The organism is Paramesorhizobium deserti, from assembly GCF_001558695.1.
GTDB lineage: Bacteria > Pseudomonadota > Alphaproteobacteria > Rhizobiales > Rhizobiaceae > Paramesorhizobium > Paramesorhizobium deserti.
Window position 1 is genome coordinate 285,749 of sequence record NZ_LNTU01000038.1, and the last position, 16,392, is coordinate 302,140.

17 protein-coding genes are annotated in these 16,392 nt (G+C 61.4%); 11 read left to right on the forward strand and 6 right to left on the reverse strand.

The window, feature by feature from the left end; all coding sequences use genetic code 11:
• The 3 genes from ATN84_RS22325 to ATN84_RS22335 all read left to right on the forward strand — a co-directional run bounded on the left by ATN84_RS22325 (position 1) and on the right by ATN84_RS22335 (position 4,454).
• Positions 1-2,472, forward strand: a complete 2,472-nt coding sequence (locus tag ATN84_RS22325; RefSeq protein ID WP_068884706.1) for a beta-mannosidase — start codon at positions 1-3, stop codon at positions 2,470-2,472.
• A gap of 13 nt (positions 2,473-2,485) precedes the next feature.
• Positions 2,486-3,247: a sugar phosphate isomerase/epimerase family protein gene (locus ATN84_RS22330; protein ID WP_068884707.1), complete on the forward strand. Its 762-nt coding sequence runs from the start codon at positions 2,486-2,488 to the stop codon at positions 3,245-3,247.
• A gap of 67 nt (positions 3,248-3,314) precedes the next feature.
• The gene (locus ATN84_RS22335; protein ID WP_068884708.1) at positions 3,315-4,454 is read left to right on the forward strand and encodes a Gfo/Idh/MocA family protein; all 1,140 of its coding nucleotides are present in this window, start codon (positions 3,315-3,317) and stop codon (positions 4,452-4,454) included.
• Between the two features lie 52 nt (positions 4,455-4,506).
• On the opposite strand, the gene ATN84_RS22340 is transcribed toward ATN84_RS22335, so the two are convergent.
• On the reverse strand, positions 4,507-5,064 hold the full coding sequence (locus tag ATN84_RS22340; RefSeq protein ID WP_068884709.1) for a MarR family winged helix-turn-helix transcriptional regulator: 558 nt from the start codon (positions 5,062-5,064) through the stop codon (positions 4,507-4,509).
• Positions 5,065-5,220: 156 nt separating this feature from the next.
• Between ATN84_RS22340 and ATN84_RS22345 the strand changes: the two genes are divergently transcribed.
• Together ATN84_RS22345 and ATN84_RS22350 are read left to right on the forward strand one after the other, a co-directional pair.
• Positions 5,221-5,556, forward strand: a complete 336-nt coding sequence (locus ATN84_RS22345) for a cupin domain-containing protein (protein ID WP_068884710.1) — start codon at positions 5,221-5,223, stop codon at positions 5,554-5,556.
• 39 nt (positions 5,557-5,595) lie between these two features.
• The gene (locus tag ATN84_RS22350) at positions 5,596-6,012 is read left to right on the forward strand and encodes a VOC family protein (RefSeq protein ID WP_068884711.1); all 417 of its coding nucleotides are present in this window, start codon (positions 5,596-5,598) and stop codon (positions 6,010-6,012) included.
• A gap of 7 nt (positions 6,013-6,019) precedes the next feature.
• Here the strand turns inward: ATN84_RS22350 and ATN84_RS22355 are convergent, their stop codons facing one another.
• Both ATN84_RS22355 and ATN84_RS22360 read right to left on the reverse strand, forming a co-directional pair.
• Complete coding sequence (locus ATN84_RS22355) at positions 6,020-7,042, reverse strand: LacI family transcriptional regulator (RefSeq protein ID WP_068884712.1); 1,023 nt, start codon at positions 7,040-7,042, stop codon at positions 6,020-6,022.
• A gap of 93 nt (positions 7,043-7,135) precedes the next feature.
• Positions 7,136-7,579 (reverse strand): DUF3775 domain-containing protein, encoded by a 444-nt coding sequence (locus ATN84_RS22360; protein WP_082766444.1) that lies wholly within the window; start codon positions 7,577-7,579, stop codon positions 7,136-7,138.
• Positions 7,580-7,715: 136 nt separating this feature from the next.
• Between ATN84_RS22360 and ATN84_RS22365 the strand changes: the two genes are divergently transcribed.
• Positions 7,716-8,462, forward strand: coding sequence for an SDR family NAD(P)-dependent oxidoreductase (locus ATN84_RS22365; RefSeq protein WP_068884713.1), 747 nt, complete (start codon positions 7,716-7,718; stop codon positions 8,460-8,462).
• A gap of 3 nt (positions 8,463-8,465) precedes the next feature.
• Here the strand turns inward: ATN84_RS22365 and otnC are convergent, their stop codons facing one another.
• The 3 genes from otnC to ATN84_RS22380 all read right to left on the reverse strand — a co-directional run bounded on the left by otnC (position 8,466) and on the right by ATN84_RS22380 (position 11,456).
• The gene (gene otnC / locus ATN84_RS22370; protein WP_068884714.1) at positions 8,466-9,101 is read right to left on the reverse strand and encodes a 3-oxo-tetronate 4-phosphate decarboxylase; all 636 of its coding nucleotides are present in this window, start codon (positions 9,099-9,101) and stop codon (positions 8,466-8,468) included.
• Positions 9,098-10,363, reverse strand: a complete 1,266-nt coding sequence (otnK, locus tag ATN84_RS22375; protein WP_068884715.1) for a 3-oxo-tetronate kinase — start codon at positions 10,361-10,363, stop codon at positions 9,098-9,100. The genes otnC and otnK overlap by 4 nt, the downstream gene beginning before the upstream one ends.
• A 91-nt stretch (positions 10,364-10,454) precedes the next feature.
• On the reverse strand, positions 10,455-11,456 hold the full coding sequence (locus ATN84_RS22380) for a LacI family DNA-binding transcriptional regulator (protein WP_068884716.1): 1,002 nt from the start codon (positions 11,454-11,456) through the stop codon (positions 10,455-10,457).
• A gap of 143 nt (positions 11,457-11,599) precedes the next feature.
• On the opposite strand from ATN84_RS22380, the gene ltnD reads away from it, so the two are divergent.
• The 5 genes from ltnD to ATN84_RS22405 all read left to right on the forward strand — a co-directional run bounded on the left by ltnD (position 11,600) and on the right by ATN84_RS22405 (position 16,325).
• Positions 11,600-12,511: an L-threonate dehydrogenase gene (gene ltnD / locus ATN84_RS22385; RefSeq protein ID WP_425287439.1), complete on the forward strand. Its 912-nt coding sequence runs from the start codon at positions 11,600-11,602 to the stop codon at positions 12,509-12,511.
• A 1-nt stretch (position 12,512) separates the two neighbouring features.
• A complete protein-coding gene (gene otnI, locus ATN84_RS22390) occupies positions 12,513-13,280 on the forward strand; it encodes a 2-oxo-tetronate isomerase (protein ID WP_068884718.1) in 768 nt (255 codons plus the stop codon).
• Positions 13,281-13,407: 127 nt separating this feature from the next.
• Positions 13,408-14,391 (forward strand): D-erythronate dehydrogenase, encoded by a 984-nt coding sequence (denD, locus tag ATN84_RS22395; RefSeq protein WP_068884719.1) that lies wholly within the window; start codon positions 13,408-13,410, stop codon positions 14,389-14,391.
• Position 14,392: 1 nt separating this feature from the next.
• Positions 14,393-15,169 (forward strand): SDR family oxidoreductase, encoded by a 777-nt coding sequence (locus ATN84_RS22400; RefSeq protein ID WP_068884720.1) that lies wholly within the window; start codon positions 14,393-14,395, stop codon positions 15,167-15,169.
• Positions 15,170-15,257: 88 nt separating this feature from the next.
• Positions 15,258-16,325, forward strand: a complete 1,068-nt coding sequence (locus ATN84_RS22405; RefSeq protein WP_068884721.1) for an ABC transporter ATP-binding protein — start codon at positions 15,258-15,260, stop codon at positions 16,323-16,325.
• Positions 16,326-16,392 lie beyond the last annotated feature (67 nt).

Here is a 16,392-nt window from a genome sequence, read left to right on the forward strand (position 1 = left end):
ATGCCCGCGTATCCAAAGACCAACTCCACCATCGACCTCGCGGGCGAATGGCGGCTGCGCGATGTCGGTGACCGCCATGATGTGCCGATGCCGATCCCCGGCGATGCCATATCCGCGCTCCATGCGGCCGGGGCGATTCCCAATCCCTATTTCGGCCGCAATGAGTACGAGCTGCGCTGGATCGCGGAGGAGGACTGGCTGGCAAGCCGCACCTTCACGATCCCGGCGGATGCGCCGCTCGAAGGCTGGCATCTCGATGTCGATTGTCTCGATACGGTTGCGGAGGTCCGGATCAACGGCAGAACCGTGCTGGAAGCCGCCAACAGCTTTCGCCGGTTTCGCGTGGATGTCTCGTATGCGCTTAAAGCCGGCGAGAACCGCATCGAGATCCTGTTCCGGTCGAACGTCAGAGCCGCGCAGGCGTTGCAGGAAGCACAGCCATTCTACGTGCCTTATCATGCGGGCAATTCGCCGATTCCTCACGGCAACATGCTGCGCAAGGCCCAATGCCATTTCGGCTGGGACTGGAATATCGCCATCGCGCCCTTCGGCCTTTACGGACGCATCGCGCTCGAACGCGTCGACAATATCCAGATCGGGCAGGTGCTGGTGCATCAGGCGCATGCGAATGGTTCCGTCCGCCTGACGGTCGAATTCGAGGTGGACGCAAGGCACGGCGACAGCCTCAGCTATGCGCTTGAGTTCGACGGACTGGTTATATCAGGACATGCTGATATTTCCGCCGGCGCCAACTGGCTGACGGAAAGCTTTGACATCGACAAGCCGAAGCTCTGGTGGCCGGCGGGCAGCGGTGAGCAACATCTCTATCAGCTCGACATCCGCATTGGTGCGCTCACCGAAACCCGCCGGATCGGCCTGCGCCGCATCGAACTGGTGACGGAGGCGGACGAGGGCGGCAACCGCTTCCTCTTCCGCGTCAATGGGCGGGACATCTTCTGCCGCGGCGCCAACTGGATTCCGCAGGATGCGCTTCCCTCCCGCATCAACAGGCAAGCGACTGGGCAACTGCTGCAATCCGCCATCGATGCCAACATGAACATGATCCGTGTCTGGGGTGGCGGCTTCTATGAGCCGGACTGGTTCTACGATCTCTGCGACGAATTGGGGCTGATGGCCTGGCAGGATTTCATGTTCGCCTGCAATCTCTATCCCTCGACGCCGGAATTCCTTGCGGAAATCGATGAGGAAGCCCGCTATCAGGTATCGCGCCTTTCGCACCACGCCTGTATCGCCCTCTGGTGCGGTGACAACGAGCTGATCGGCGCGCTCAACTGGTTCGAGGAATCGCGCAAAAACCGCGACCGCTATCTCGTCAGCTACGACCGGCTCAACCGCACCATCGAAACGGCTCTCAAGGAAACGCTGCCCGAGGCTAATTGGTGGCCGTCGAGTCCATCGCCGGGGCCGATGAGCTTCGGCGATGCCTGGCACGACGATTCCTCCGGCGACATGCATTTCTGGAGCGTTTGGCATGAGGGGAAGTCGTTTCACGAGTATCGGAACGTCAATCCGCGTTTCTGCTCGGAATTCGGCTTTCAATCCTTCCCCTCCGTGTCCGTCATCCGAACATTCGCCGGGGCTGAGGATATGAACATCGCCTCGCCGGTGATGGAAGCACACCAGAAGAATGCCGGCGGCAACGCGCGCATCGCCGAGACGATGTTCCGCTATTTCCGCTTTCCGGAAGGGTTCGAGAATTTCGTCTATCTGAGCCAGATCCAGCAGGGGCTGGCGATTCGCACCGCGGTCGAATATTGGCGCTCGCTGAAGCCCCATTGCATGGGCACGCTCTATTGGCAGCTCAACGACACCTGGCCGGTGGCCTCCTGGTCGAGCCTCGATTACGGCGGCGGTTGGAAGGCGCTGCACTATATGGCGCGGCGCTTCTTCGCGCCGGTGACCGTCGGCGCGATCCCCGACAAGGACGGACAGGAAGTGAGTTTCCATGCCGTCAATGATACTCCGCACCCGGTTGTCCTCGATCTCGAAATTTTAGCGATCGACATGTCGGGCGATGCGGTGGCGCTGCAGCAGGTCAGAGAGACCGTGGCGACCGACCGTGCCGTTCCGATCGTCTCCATTGCGCTCGATGAAATCCCTGAAGCGTCGATCCTGCTCTATCGCTGGTCGGCCTCGGACGGGAGCGCAGGCCGCGATCATTTCGCGCCGCAACCCTACAAGGCGCTGGCGCTGCGGGACGCCCGCATCGGGATGGTGGTGACGACCACCGCCGAGGGGCTTTCCATCACGCTCGAAGCCTCGGCGCTGGCGCTCTTCGTGACGCTCGAATGCGAGGCGCGAGGGCGCTTCTCCGATAATGTGCTCACCCTTTTCCCTGGCGAACAGACGACCATCGCTTTCATCGCCACGGAACAGGAAGCGGCAAAGGCCGCGGCGACCCTGGTCATACGCGATCTCCATTCGAGCTCTCGCCCGCAATTCCAGTCATAATGAGGAACGAGAAATGACAGAATTCTCCTATCAGCTTTATAGCTCGCGCAATTTCCCGCCGCTCGACGATACTTTTGCCATGCTGAAGCATGCCGGCTACAGGAATGTCGAAGGCTATGGCGGTGTCTATGGCGATCTGACTGCCCTCAAGAAGGGCCTGGACGACAACGGTCTTTCAATGCCGACCGGCCATTTTGGCATCGACATGCTGGAGAGCGAGCAGGACCGCGTGTTGGAGATTGCGGAAACGCTTAGGATGAAGGCGATCTATTGCCCCTATCTTCAGGAGGAACTTCGCCCGGTCGACGCCGCCGGCTGGAAGGCTTTCGGCGAGCGCCTGCGCAAGGCGGGCGAACCCTACCGCAAAGCGGGCTATATCTTCGGCTGGCACAATCATGATTTCGAGTTCCAGCCGCTCTCCGACGGCTCGGTCCCGCAGCAGCTGATCTTCGAGGCAGCGCCCGACCTTTCCTGGGAAGCGGACATTGCCTGGGTCATCCGCGGCGGCGGAAATGCTCTCGAATGGATCGCCGCCTATGGCGACCGGATCACCGCGGTACATGTCAAGGATATCGCGCCCGCCGGCCAGAACGTGGATGAGGATGGCTGGGCCGATGTCGGTCACGGCACTGTCGACTGGGCGGGTATCATGAAGGCGCTGCACAAGACGCAGGTGGAATATCTCATCATGGAACACGACAATCCGAGCGATGCCGAACGCTTCGCCGGTCGTTCGCTTGAGACGGCAAAGCGCCTCTGGGCCGCGGCTCACTGAAACAGAGACCCGAGCGGTCTACGGAAGGGAAGGCTGCTCTACAATTTATGAAAGTCTGGAGACCTACATGGCAAAAACGCTTGGTGTCGGCATTATCGGCTGCGGTAATATCTCGACCACCTATCTGAAACTGGCGCCGCTCTTCAAAGGTATAGAAATGCGCGCCTGTGCCGACGCCAACCCCGCGGCGGCCAAGCTCAGGGCGGGGGAATATGGCATTGTCGCGCAGAGCGTCGACGAGCTTCTGGCGAACGATGATATCGACATCGTCGTCAACCTGACGATACCGGATGCGCATTTCATGGTGACAAAGCGCATCCTGTCGGCCGGCAAGCACGCCTATTCGGAAAAGCCGCTGGTGCTTTCGCTGGGAGAAGGGCTCGAATTGAAGAAGCTCGCCGACGAGCGGGGGCTGAAGGTCGGCTGCGCGCCGGATACCTTCCTCGGCGGAGCACACCAGCTTGCCCGCAGGGCGATCGATGAGGGCAAGGTCGGCAAGATCACCTCCGGCACCTGCCATGTCATGAGCCACGGCATGGAGCACTGGCATCCCAATCCAGATTTCTTCTTCAAGCCCGGTGGCGGGCCGATCCTTGATCTCGGACCCTATTACATCGCCGATCTCATCAATCTAATCGGCCCGGTGAAGCGCGTCGCGGCACTCATCTCGATGGCGACGCCGACCCGCACCATCACCTCCGAACTCCGCAAGGGCGAAGTCATTCCAGTGGAGACGCCGACCACCATTCAGGCATTGCTCGAATTCGCGGAGGGCGCCACCATCACGCTTTCGGCAAGCTGGGACGTCTGGGCGCATCGGCACGACAATATGGAGCTCTACGGCACGGAAGGCTCGCTTTTCCTGCCCGATCCGAACTTCTTCGGCGGCGACGTGCTGATCGGTCTTCCGGGAAAGAAGAAGATCAAGCCGATGAAGGGCTGGAAGCATCCCTTCGGTGTGCCCAACCAGAAACATCCGCAAGGGGCGATGGCCAATTACCGCACGGCGGGTCTCGCCGATATGGCCGCCGCGATCATTGAAGGCCGCGACATGCGCTGCTCCCTCGAGCGCGCCCTGCATGGAGTGGACGTGATGTTGTCCATCCTGCGCTCGGGTGAGGAAAAGCGTTTTGTCGACATTGAGACGACCTGCACGCGGCCCGAGGCGCTGGGCATAGCGGAGGCCAAAGCGCTATTGCGTAAATGAAGTGGTGAGGGCGCACCGGAGCGATACGGTTGCGCCCTTTCAGGATTTTCCTTCAGTCCGGGGTCTGCTCTTCGCTTCGCTCCGTCTCATTCTCAATTCCGGTAATCAATTTGCGCAGAAGATCGGCAAGCGCCTCGCGCTCTTGTCGGTCCAGTACCTGCAGAAACCGGGATTCGTTGGCCATATCCATGCGGAATGCCTCCTCGGCACGCGCCACACCGGTCTCGGTCAAAGCCACCAGAACGCTACGCCCATCACTTGATGACTTTTCGCGCCGGACCAGCCCCGCCTTCTCCAGCCGGTCGAGCCGGTGCGTGAGCCCGCCTGAGGAAATCATCAGCGAGGAATATATTTCCGTCGGGGTCAGGCGGTAGGGCCGCCCGGCACGCCGGAGGGTCGCGATTACGTCGAATTCGCCACGGTCGAGACCGAAGCCGGCGAAAGTGGCCTCAATGCTGGGGCGCACGAGGTTGGACAGCCGAAAGGCCCGCCCAAGGATCGCCATCGGCTCGGTGTCGAGATCGGGTAATTCCCGGGCCCACTGCCGGCGCCGCCGGTCGACATGGTCGCCCTTGGCGTCATCTTCGTTCTCATTGATCCTCTTCGTCATTCGCTTCCTCGAATAATTCGCACGGACGAAACATACACATGGAGGCTCGGCCCGAAAAGATGTCTCGACAAGAAGATATATATCTTGACAAGAAGATAGTTTTGGTAGATATCTTCTCGTGAAGATAATATTGTCAACGCCAGAAGGAGAGGCAGCATGTTCAGGATCCTTCGTCATCGGGAGCCCCAGCCCGGCCAAAGCCGAACCGTCCGCTTCGAAGGGCGCGATCTCGGTGGTCCGGTGTCATTTTTCCTTGTCGATGCCGAACCGGGCCAGGGATCGGCACTCCATGTCCATCCCTATCAGGAGACGTGGGTTGTGCGAAAAGGAGAGGCAGAATTCACGGTTGGCGAGGACCAGACGCGCGCTTATCCCGGTGATATCGTCGTTGCGGCGGCCAATATTCCGCATCGTTTCGAAAATGTCGGTGCGCGAAGGCTTGAACTGGTCTGTATTCATCCAAGTGACACGATCATGCAGAAAAATCTGTGAAAACGAACTTATTCCGTGGGAACGCAAAGGAGAGCCGCAATGCCCAAGATGATTTTCATAAACCTGCCGGTGAGGGATATCGCCGCTTCGACCCGCTTTTACGAGGCGATCGGATGCAAGAAGAACGAGCAGTTCAGCGACGACAAGGCATCCTCGCTGGTCTGGTCCGACACCATTACTTTCCAATTACTGACGCAGGATTATTTCGCGACATTCGCGACGAAGCCCATTGCCAACGCGCATGAAACCGTCGGCATGTTGATTGCCCTTTCCTGTGACAGCCGTGAGGACGTGGACAGCATCACAAAGGCCGCCGCGGCCGCCGGCGGCAAGGCCGACATCCGCGAGCCTCAGGACATGGGTTTCATGTATCTTCGTACATTCGAAGATCCCGATGGCCATGTCTTTGAGCCTGCCTGGACGGACATGGCCGCCGCCGCCTCCATGGGCGAATAAATCAAAATCACCCGATGCTCTGCAACGAACCGGGATCGGCGCCGCCGATCCTGGCGAGCACCGCCTGGGCCAGCTTGCGTCCGGCGAGCTTGAAGCTCTCGTCGACGACGATCAACTCGGGACGGAACCATGGCAGGATGTCGGAGGACTGTTTCGAAGCGACGTCGACATCCGATCCCAGGCGCAACCCTGCTGCTTCCAGGCCGGCCACGGTCGCGATCGCCGAGGCGCTCGAGCCGCAGACGATGCCATCGGGACGGTCGCTCCGCCGCATGATCGCCTCGGTGCGCTGGCGCAATATTTCGAGCGGCGCATCGATATCGATCCCCGGCAGGATGGTTCCGGTGCCGCCGCTTTCCCGTACGGCGTCGAAAAACCCGCTCACCATGTGCCCGTAATAGGTGAGATGCGCCGGCGGCGTCAGGATCGCCAGCCGCCGGCGTCCCCGTTCGACCAATCTCGCGACCACGTCGCGGGCGAAGCTGTAATTGTCGAAATCATGGAACGGATGCTCGATGCCCATGTCGGTGCGGCCATGGGTGGCGAATGGCACGTTGTGTTCCGTCAGGTAGCGCACGCGCGGATCGTCCGGTTCGGCGCGCGAGAAGATGATGCCATCGGCCGAGCCTGTCTCGACGATATAGCGGATCGGCTCCATCGGGTCCTTGGAGTGGGAATAGGGCGTGACGATCAGGTGGTACTGGGTATCGGCCAGGACTTCGGACACACCGTGGATGACATGGGAGGTGAAACCCATGATCTCGTCCTGCGTGTTGAGGACAAGGGCAATGACATTGGTCTTGCCGGTGCGCAGGCGCACGCCGGCACGATTGGGTCTGTAGCCCACCTGTCTCGCGATCAGCTGAACGCGCTTCCTGGTCTCTATGCCAATCTCGGGCGCGTCCTTCAGCGCCCGGGAAACCGTGGTGACCCCAAGACCCGTCATGAAGGCAATCGTCTTCAAGGTGGGCCGATCGTTCTCCTGCGCTCCCTGACCTTCCTTCTTGCCGCTATCTGCTTCAGTCTTCATTCACAATGGTCCGCCCGTCGCGCCGAAAGCTGTCCTTTCGCTTATACGACCGGGTGCCGAAAACGCAAAGGTTTCGGGCGGGCGAGTGTGGATTTAAAGCCGGTTGGCTTCGTAGTCGCTGCAGGAATAGTCCAGGATAGACAATCCGTCGGCCAGATAGTCGGCAAGAAGCGGCGTGCCGAAGAGATAATCCGCCGTGTGCTCGTTATGCTCCCGCGCGGCATCACTGCGCACGTCCTCCCAGTCTTCGGTGGCATGATCATCACGTCCGAGCCACATCAGGGCGACGAGGTCGATCTGCTCGTCGACGGAAAGATTGGCGATGAGCGAGCGCAGCTCCTGCTCCACCGCATCGTTTTCATGATCCTCGAGGACCGCGGTGCCGCGGTCGTCTGACGGGTTGGAGCCAGGATCAGGTTCGGTGACGACGTCCTTCGCATAATATTCCCGTGCTTTCATGATGATGAAGCAGACCGTCTGAAGCGGAATGGTCAATTCCATGTCGCCGGTCTCGGTCTGAGTGGTTCGTCGCGTCATTTCCATCATGCCTCCGTGCCGAATGGAGAAGTAACGCACGCCCCGACGCGCGGTTCCTTGCTTGAAGGGGTTGGACATTCCGGTCGGGGTGGTCAATATCGTCACCGCAGTCATTCGATGCGGGAGGAACAAGCGCATGAACAGAATAGATCTCGAGGGCCAGCACGCGATCGTGACCGGAGGGGCGCAGGGGCTGGGCTTTGCCATGGCCACGCGCTTCGTGCGATCCGGCGCGTCGGTGACCCTGTGGGACATGAATGCAGAACTGCTGGAGACGGCGAAAGAAGCGCTTGGGTCCGCCGCAAGGACGGTCGTCGTCGATATTGCGGATCATGAAGCGGTTGCCGCCGCGCATGCGAAGACCGAGGCCGAGGGCGGCCCCGTTTCGATCCTCGTCAATTCCGCCGGTATTGCTGGTCCCGCCGCATCGCTCGATACCTACGATATCGCCTGGTGGAATAAGATCATCGACATCAATGTCAACGGCACCTTCTACGTCAATCGCGCCGTCGTGCCGGGGATGAAGGAGCGCAATTACGGGCGCATCGTCAACATCGCCTCGATTGCCGGCAAGGAGGGAAATCCCAATGCGTCGGCTTATTCGGCCTCGAAGGCGGCGGTGATCGGGCTCACCAAATCACTTGGCAAGGAGCTAGCCGGCTACGATGTCGCCGTTAACTGCATCACGCCGGCGACAGCGCAGACGCGCATCCTGGAACAGCTGACACCGGAATTCATCGAATATATGCGCTCGAAGATTCCACGCGGCCGGTTTCTCGAAGTGGAGGAGGCGGCTTCCATGGTCGCATGGCTGGTTTCGAAGGAAAACAGCTTCACGACCGGTTCGGTCTTCGATCTCTCAGGTGGTCGCGCGACCTACTGACCTTCAGCGTAGCGCCCGGCGCTGCTCGGGCGTCAATGGTCTTATCCGGTGGCCATGCAGGAGGAGATAGAGCTTGGCCGTCTCCTCCAGCTCTTCCGTCGCGTATTGCGCGTCGAGCAACGTCTTGCCGGCGACCACCGGACCATGATTGGCGAGCAGGACCGCATGGCTCTTTTCGGCCCTTGTCGCCACGGCCTCGGCGAGCGCCTTGTCGCCCGGCGGATAATAGGGGACGAGCGGCAGTGAGCCAACGCGCATGACATAATAGGCGGTCAAGGGCGGCAACACATCCTCGGGGTCGATATTGGCGAGAATGCTCACCGCCACCGAATGAGTGGAATGGAGATGCACGACGGCGCCGCTCTCGCGCCGCTGGCAATACATGCACTGGTGCAGAAAAGCCTCCTTGGTCGGCTTGTCCCCGTCAATATGCACGCCCTCGGCGGAAAAGCGCGAAAGATGTTCGGGCTCGAGGCTGCCAAGCGAGGCATTGGTCGGCGTCATCAGGATTTCGCCGTTCGACAGCCTGGCGCTGATATTGCCGGTGGAGCCGAAGGTCAGTCCGCGGTCAAAGAGCGATTTGCCGACGCTGACGATCTGATCGCGCAGTTTGGTCGCTTCCGAAAGAATGGCGCTCATTTCAGTTGGTCCCATGCCTTGAGGAAGAAATCGTCCGCGCCGAAATTGCCGGATTTGAGGGCGAGCGCGATTGGCGAGCCGCCGTCGAGGCTGCGCGTCCAGGGAACGCCGGGATCGATCTCGGGGCCGATCCGGAGCGCGGCGACGCCGAGCCCGTTGACGACCGCGCCCGACGTCTCGCCGCCGGCGACGATCAAGCGGCTGAAGCTGTTCTCGCGCAGCGTTATAGCGACTTCCGCCAGAAGATGCTCCACGAGTCCCCCGGCGCGGTCACGGCCGAGCTTCTCTTGCGCCGAGCGGACCTCATCAGGATCCGCGCTGGAATAGGCAAGCGGGTGGGGGTGGCCGGCGGAAGCGAGCCAGTCGGCAACACCTGCGGCGGTGGTGTTTCCCTCGGCGATGGCGATCGGATCGATTTTCAGGGCAGGGACACCCGCGGCGATCGCCGCGGCGATCTGCCGTCGCGTCGCCGCCGAACAGGAGCCAGCGAGGATGGCGGCCCGCCCGGCGGGCGCTGCGAAGGTCGTATCGGCCTTCCTGGTAGCCAGCTTGCCCGCCCGGCGGAAATTCTCCGGCAGGCCGATGGCGATGCCGGAGCCGCCGGTGATGAGCTTCATGTCGGCTGCGGCCCGTCCGATCGCCCGCAAATGATCCTCGGTGACCGCGTCGACAATGACGAACCGGTCGCCCTTCGTTTCAGCCTCGGTGAAAGCGGCTGCGATCGCCTCGCCGCCCCGATCAACAACGGAGTAGGGAATGAGGCCGACTGGCAGTTTCGTCTGCTGCTGCAGCACACGAACGAGATTGGCGTCCGTCATCGGTGTCAGCGGATGGTCCTTCATAGGGCAGTCGGAAAGCAGCATCGAGCCGACGAACAGATGCCCTTGATAGACCGTTCGGCCATTGGCAGGAAAGGCCGGGCAGGCGAGCACCAGGGGCGCATCGAGAAGGCCGGCAAGCGCTTCCGCGACCGGGCCGATATTGCCTTCAGGCGTGGAATCGAAGGTCGAGCAATATTTGAAGATGATCTGTTCGGCCCCTGCACTGAGAATCGCGCGGGCCGCATCGAGCGACAGGCTGACCGCTTCCGCCGCGGGAATCGTCCGCGACTTAAGCGCGACGACGACGGCCTCGGCATCGCCGAAGTCGAAATCCGCCGGCGGTACGCCGACCACCTGCACCGCGCGCATTCCTTCGCGCGAAAGCGTCAGGGCAAGATCCGTCGCGCCGGTCAGATCATCAGCAACCGCACCCAAAAGCATATTACTTATTCCTCCCTTTAGTTCGCCACATGATCTTGTCCGAAAAAGTCTGCAACCTTTTGCTGACGCTGACCTTCGGTTCGGGATCGTTTTATGCCGTCGCCCCGGCGATGATTTCATAGCCGGTGTCGACGATCAGTTTTTCCTCCGGCCTCCGGCTGCTCTCCAGAAGCTTCTCGACCGCGATCCTGCCGATATCGAACCGGTGGGAACGGATGGTCGAAAGCGGCAGGGGAAGCACCTGGCCGATATCGAGGCCGTTGAAGCCGAACAGGCCGAGCTCCCTACCGACACTTATGTTCGCGCCGAGGCAATGGAAGAAGCCGCCGACGGCCATGTCGTCATTCGAAAATACCACGACATCGAGGTCTGGCTCCCACGACAGGAGCGCGGCAAGCGTCTTGCGGCCGGCCATGGTGGAGCTTGGACCGTCGAACCGCTCTTCGGCGGTCAGCCCCAGGTCGGCCTCGGCAAGCGCGGCGCGGACGCCTTCGTAGCGCAGGCGCGCGCGGTGATCGGCGTTCCAGTCATGGCCGACATAGCCGAAGCGCCGGTAGCCGCGTCCTATCAGGTGCCTGCCGGCGTCGAAACCGGCCCGGCGCTGCGAAAGACCGACCGCGATATCGATCGGCTCGGCGTCGATATCCATCAATTCGGCGACGCGGACCCTGCTGTCGGCAAGCATCCGCCGGGTGGCATCGGTATGCTCGAAGCCCGTTGTGATGATGGCGGCGGGCTGCCATGCCAGGAGCGAGGAAAGAAGTTCCTGTTCTTTCACCGGATCGTAATCGGTCACGCCGATCAGCGGCTGATAGCCGGTCGAGGCAAGCGCGGTATGAATGCCGCGCAATACCTCCGGAAAAACGATATTGGAAAGCGAGGGCAGCAGCACCCCGATCAACGGTGCGCCCGCCGAGGCAAGCGCGCCAGCAGCGCGGTTCGGGACATAGCCGAGTTTGACGATCGCCTCCTGCACTCGGACGCGCGTCGTCTCCGCAATCGATCCCTTGTTGCGGACAACGCGTGACACGGTGATCTCGCTGACCCCGGCCAGCCTTGCCACGTCAGTCAGCGTCGGCGCACTCCGCCGCATCTCTGTAAATCTCCTCCACCAGCGAACGCGTCCGAAATTTATGACAGCGCTAGCATTTTACCTTGCACCATGCCGAAGCCTGTGTCTAGAATAAATGGTAGCGCTGTCATAAAGCGTGTTGCTGCATTGTCTGGGAGGAGATCGTGAAGCAGTCGAGCATTGCCGTTGTCGGCCTGGGCTCCATGGGGCTGGGCATGGCCCGTTCGCTGCTGCGGACAGGGCTCGATGTGTCGGGCTGCGACATCAATCCCGCCGCGCTCGACGGGCTTAAGGCAAGTGGTGGGCATCCGTTCGCGACACCTGCGCAGGCCTGCGAAAACGCCGATATCGCCGTTATCGTGGTGGTGAACGCGGCGCAGACCGAAAGCGTGCTCTTTGGCCCGGATGGCGCCGTCGCGGTCATGAAACCCGGCTCGCTCATCATCTCTTCGGCGACCATGTCGCCCGCCGATGCGAAGGCCCTGGCGGCGCGCGCGGCGGAGAAGGGCATCCATATCCTCGATGCGCCGATCAGCGGTGGCGCGGCCAAGGCCGACGAGGGGAAACTGACGGTGATGGCTTCCGGCTCGGCCGAGGCATTCGCCAAGGCAAAGCCGGCCCTCGATGCCATGGCGGAGACGGTCTATGAGCTGGGCGATGCCGTTGGGATCGGATCGTCCTTCAAGATCGTCAATCAGTTGCTGGCGGGCGTGCACATCGCGGCGGCCTGCGAGGCGATCACCTTCGCCAAGAGCCTCGACCTCGACATCACCAGGGTGTTCGAGGTTATCACGAAATCGGCCGGCAACAGCTGGATGTTCGAAAATCGGGTGCCGCGCGTGCTTGCGGGTGATTACAACCCGCGCAGCGCGGTTTCGATTTTCACCAAGGATCTCGGCATTGTCTCCGACCTTGGCAGGAAGCAGAAATTTCCGCTGCCGATCGCCAGTGCCGCATTGCAGCTTTTCGTGATGACCGAGGCGGCCGGAATGGGCGGTGATGACGATGCATCGGTGGCAAGGCTTCTTGCCCGCATCGCCGGTGTCACACTGCCTGGCGTGAAGGAAGAGATCTGACATGCCGCGTTTCGCCGCCAATCTGACGATGATGTTTGGCGAGTATGCCTTCCCCGACCGGTTCGGGGCAGCGGCTGCCGCCGGTTTCACGGCAGTGGAGTATCTTTTCCCTTACGATTTTCCGGCCGAGTTCATTGCCGAAAAATTGTCGGAAGCCGGGCTGAAGCAGGCGCTCTTCAACCTGCCGCCGGGCGATTGGGCAAAGGGGGAAAGGGGGCTTGCCGCCTTGCCGGAGCGTGAAGACGAGTTCCGCCAATCGGTGAAGAAGGCGATCGACTATGGCCGCGTGATCGGAACGCCGCTGTTGCACATGATGGCGGGTATCGCATCACCGGACGATCCGGCGGCCCGGATTGCTTATCGCGATGCCGTTGCCTTTGCCGCCGATGCCGCGGGTGCGGAAGGGATCGGCCTGGTGATCGAGCCGATCAACGGGCGCGACATGCCGGGCTATTTCCTCAATGATTTCGATCGGGCGGTGGAGATCATCAGCGATCTCGACCATCCCAATCTCAAGCTGCAGTTCGATATCTATCACCGCCAGGTGATGCGGGGAGACGTGCTGACGGCGTTGCAGGAGATGATGCCGCTCATCAGCCATGTGCAGATCGCGTCCGTGCCGAGGCGCAATGAGCCAGGAACCGGCGAACTCGACGATTTCAGGGTTCTGCGGGAGCTGGATAGGCTGGGTTACCAGGGCTATGTCGGTTGTGAATATCGGCCGGGCGGGGAAACCGTTGCCGGGCTCGGCTGGCTGAAAGGGATATGAGCTTGCAATGCGTGCCGCTTCCGGGATTACTACCGATGCACCGCAGCAACGGCGGGTGAGGACGAAGGGACGCAGACGACGCGATTGAATGCCCCTATGGGGAGCGGACAAGGGAGGATGACCGCGAATGAATGTGCTGGTGATAGGCGCCGCCGGAATGGTGGGCCGCAAGCTGGTCGAGAGGATCGCCGCGGAGGATGGGGTCCTGGGCGGCTCCATCGATCATCTCTGGCTGGTCGATGTGGTCACCCCGCCGGTGCCGTCGGCGCTCGAAGGCGTTGCGACCGCGGCGGCAATGGATCTCTCGGCGCCCGACAGCGCGGCAAAGATAGCGGGCTTGCGCGCGGATCTGATCATCCATTTGGCGGCCATCGTCTCAGGCGAGGCGGAGGCGGATTTCGAGAAGGGCTATCGCATCAATCTCGATGGCACGCGGGCGCTCTTCGAGGCGATCCGTCTGGAGGGGCAGAAGGAACCCTATTGCCCGCGTCTTGTCTTCGCCTCCTCGGTCGCGGTCTTTGGCGCTCCGTTCCCGGAACAGATCGGGGACGAATTCTTCACCACGCCGCTAACCAGCTACGGCACGCAGAAGGCGATCTCCGAACTGCTCCTGTCCGATTATTCCCGGCGCGGCTTCTTCGAGGGGATCGGCATCCGGCTTCCGACGATCTGCATCCGCCCCGGCACGCCGAACAAGGCAGCGTCTGGCTTCTTCTCCAATATCCTGCGCGAGCCGCTCGCCGGCCAGGAAGCGGTGCTTCCCGTCGACGAGAATGTCCGCCACTGGTTTGCGAGCCCGCGTTCGGCGGTCGGGTTTTTCATTCATGCCGCGCAGCTCGATCTCTCCAATGTCGGGCCGAGGCGCAATCTGACGATGCCCGGTCTGTCGGCCCTGATTGGCGAGGAGATCGAGGCTTTGCGGCGCGTGGCCGGGGAAAAGGCCGTCAAGCTGATCAGGCGCGAGCGCGATCCGGTGATCGCCGGGATCGTCGCGGGCTGGCCCACGAATTTCGATGCCGCGCGGGCCGCGGCTCTCGGATTCAAGGCTGAAACGAGTTTCGACGAAATCATCAGGATCCATATCGACGACGAACTTGGCGGAAAGGTTTGACATGGCGTCAGCGGGAAAATCGGGAGAGGGGAAGATCGCGCTGGTGACCGGCGGCGGCACGGGCGTCGGCCGTGGCATCGCGGAAGCGCTGAGCGCGGAGGGCTATACCGTCGTCATCAGTGGCCGGCGGGCCGATGTCCTCGACGCGGCTGCGCGCGAGATGGCGGCGAAGACGGGAGGCTCGGTCAAGCCGATCGCTGCCGATGTCGGCGATCCCAAGGCCGTCAAAGCCCTTTTCGACGAGATCGAAAATACCTTCGGCCGTCTTGATCTTCTCATCAACAATGCCGGCATCAATGTTCCGGCGGTTCCGATGGAGGAGATCACCTTCGAGCAGTGGAACGCCATTGTGGCCGCGAACCTCACCGGAGCATTCCTCTGCACGCAGCAGGCGATGCGGCTGATGAAGGCCCAGAAGCCGCGCGGCGGGCGCATCATCAACAATGGTTCAATTTCCGCGACGACGCCGCGACCGTATTCCGCACCCTATACGGCGACCAAGCACGCCATAACCGGGCTGACGAAATCGACCGCGCTCGACGGGCGGGCTTTCGATATCGCCTGCGGCCAGATCGATATCGGCAATGCATCCACCGATATGACGTCGAAAATGAGCAGCGGCGTCCTGCAGGCCAGTGGCGAGACCGCGAGCGAACCGACGATCCCGGTCGCGCATATCGCCAATGCGATCATCTACATGGCGAGCCTGCCGCTCGATGCGAATGTGCTGACACTGACGGTGATGGCGACCAAGATGCCGCTGGTCGGACGAGGATAGCAAACAACGCCATATCGGCAGAAAACGGGGAGCATTTCTGCCGCGGCGTATCGGAAAGAGAAATATCTGCACTCTGGGAGGAGCGGAAATGGCAGCGGTAAATTTCGTCGACGTGAGGAAGTCCTTCGGGGCGGTTCCCATCATCAAGGGCGTCGACATCGAGATAGACGATGGTGAGTTCGTCATCCTGGTCGGGCCGTCCGGTTGCGGAAAATCGACCCTGCTGCGCATGCTGGCGGGGCTTGAGAACATCACCGCCGGAGAGATCCGCATCGGCAACCGCGTGGTCAACACGGTTCCACCCAAGGACCGCGACATCGCCATGGTGTTCCAGAATTATGCGCTTTATCCACACATGACCGTTGCCAACAACATGGCCTTTTCGCTCAACCTGAAGGGCACCTCCAAGGAGGAGATCAACAAGCGCGTCAAAGGGGCGGCGGAAATCCTCGGACTTTCACGCCTCCTCGACCGCTATCCCAGGCAGTTGTCGGGCGGCCAGCGCCAGCGCGTGGCCATGGGCCGGGCCATCGTCCGCGATCCGCAGGTCTTTCTCTTCGACGAGCCGCTTTCCAATCTCGACGCGAAGCTGCGCGTCGCCATGCGTGCGGAGATCAAGGAACTGCATCAGCGGCTGAAGACCACGACGGTCTACGTGACGCACGATCAGATCGAGGCAATGACCATGGCCGACAAGATCGTCGTCATGCATGACGGGGTCGTGGAACAGATCGGCGCGCCGCTCGACCTCTATGATACCCCGGCCAATCTCTTTGTTGCCGGCTTCATAGGGTCTCCGGCGATGAACATGATCCCAGGCAAGCTCAGCCCTGACGACCGGACCAAATTCGTCACTGGCAACGGCACCATATTGCCGGTCTCCAATCCGTCCGCGAAGGCGGAAGGACGCGAACTGATCTATGGCCTGCGGCCCGAATATATCCATCTCGATCCGGCGGGGCTGCCGGCCGAGGTCGTGGTGATCGAGCCGACGGGCTACGAAACGCAAATGATCGCCAAGCTCGGCGGCAGCGACGTGACTTGCGTGTTCCGCGAGCGTGTGCAGGCTAAGCCGGGCGAGACGATCAATGTTAAGATCGACGCCGCTCACGTTCATCTGTTCGATGCTGAAACCGGGGAGAGACTTTCGAAATAATCATCAGCGGGCGATCGGGAAGGACGAGGAGGAGATGTCGTCCTGAAAGCCTGCGGGCAAAACCCCT

Bases quoted from the DNA above. Each gene is read 5' to 3' on its own strand.
- ATN84_RS22325 (WP_068884706.1), top strand. From the start codon at position 1: ATGCCCGCGTATCCAAAGACCAACTCCACCATCGACCTCGCGGGCGAA.
- ATN84_RS22330 (WP_068884707.1), top strand. From the start codon at position 2,486: ATGACAGAATTCTCCTATCAGCTTTATAGCTCGCGCAATTTCCCGCCG.
- ATN84_RS22335 (WP_068884708.1), top strand. From the start codon at position 3,315: ATGGCAAAAACGCTTGGTGTCGGCATTATCGGCTGCGGTAATATCTCG.
- ATN84_RS22340 (WP_068884709.1), bottom strand. From the start codon at position 5,064: ATGACGAAGAGGATCAATGAGAACGAAGATGACGCCAAGGGCGACCAT.
- ATN84_RS22345 (WP_068884710.1), top strand. From the start codon at position 5,221: ATGTTCAGGATCCTTCGTCATCGGGAGCCCCAGCCCGGCCAAAGCCGA.
- ATN84_RS22350 (WP_068884711.1), top strand. From the start codon at position 5,596: ATGCCCAAGATGATTTTCATAAACCTGCCGGTGAGGGATATCGCCGCT.
- ATN84_RS22355 (WP_068884712.1), bottom strand. From the start codon at position 7,042: ATGAAGACTGAAGCAGATAGCGGCAAGAAGGAAGGTCAGGGAGCGCAG.
- ATN84_RS22360 (WP_082766444.1), bottom strand. From the start codon at position 7,579: ATGACGCGACGAACCACTCAGACCGAGACCGGCGACATGGAATTGACC.
- ATN84_RS22365 (WP_068884713.1), top strand. From the start codon at position 7,716: ATGAACAGAATAGATCTCGAGGGCCAGCACGCGATCGTGACCGGAGGG.
- otnC (WP_068884714.1), bottom strand. From the start codon at position 9,101: ATGAGCGCCATTCTTTCGGAAGCGACCAAACTGCGCGATCAGATCGTC.
- otnK (WP_068884715.1), bottom strand. From the start codon at position 10,363: ATGCTTTTGGGTGCGGTTGCTGATGATCTGACCGGCGCGACGGATCTT.
- ATN84_RS22380 (WP_068884716.1), bottom strand. From the start codon at position 11,456: ATGCGGCGGAGTGCGCCGACGCTGACTGACGTGGCAAGGCTGGCCGGG.
- otnI (WP_068884718.1), top strand. From the start codon at position 12,513: ATGCCGCGTTTCGCCGCCAATCTGACGATGATGTTTGGCGAGTATGCC.
- denD (WP_068884719.1), top strand. From the start codon at position 13,408: ATGAATGTGCTGGTGATAGGCGCCGCCGGAATGGTGGGCCGCAAGCTG.
- ATN84_RS22400 (WP_068884720.1), top strand. From the start codon at position 14,393: ATGGCGTCAGCGGGAAAATCGGGAGAGGGGAAGATCGCGCTGGTGACC.
- ATN84_RS22405 (WP_068884721.1), top strand. From the start codon at position 15,258: ATGGCAGCGGTAAATTTCGTCGACGTGAGGAAGTCCTTCGGGGCGGTT.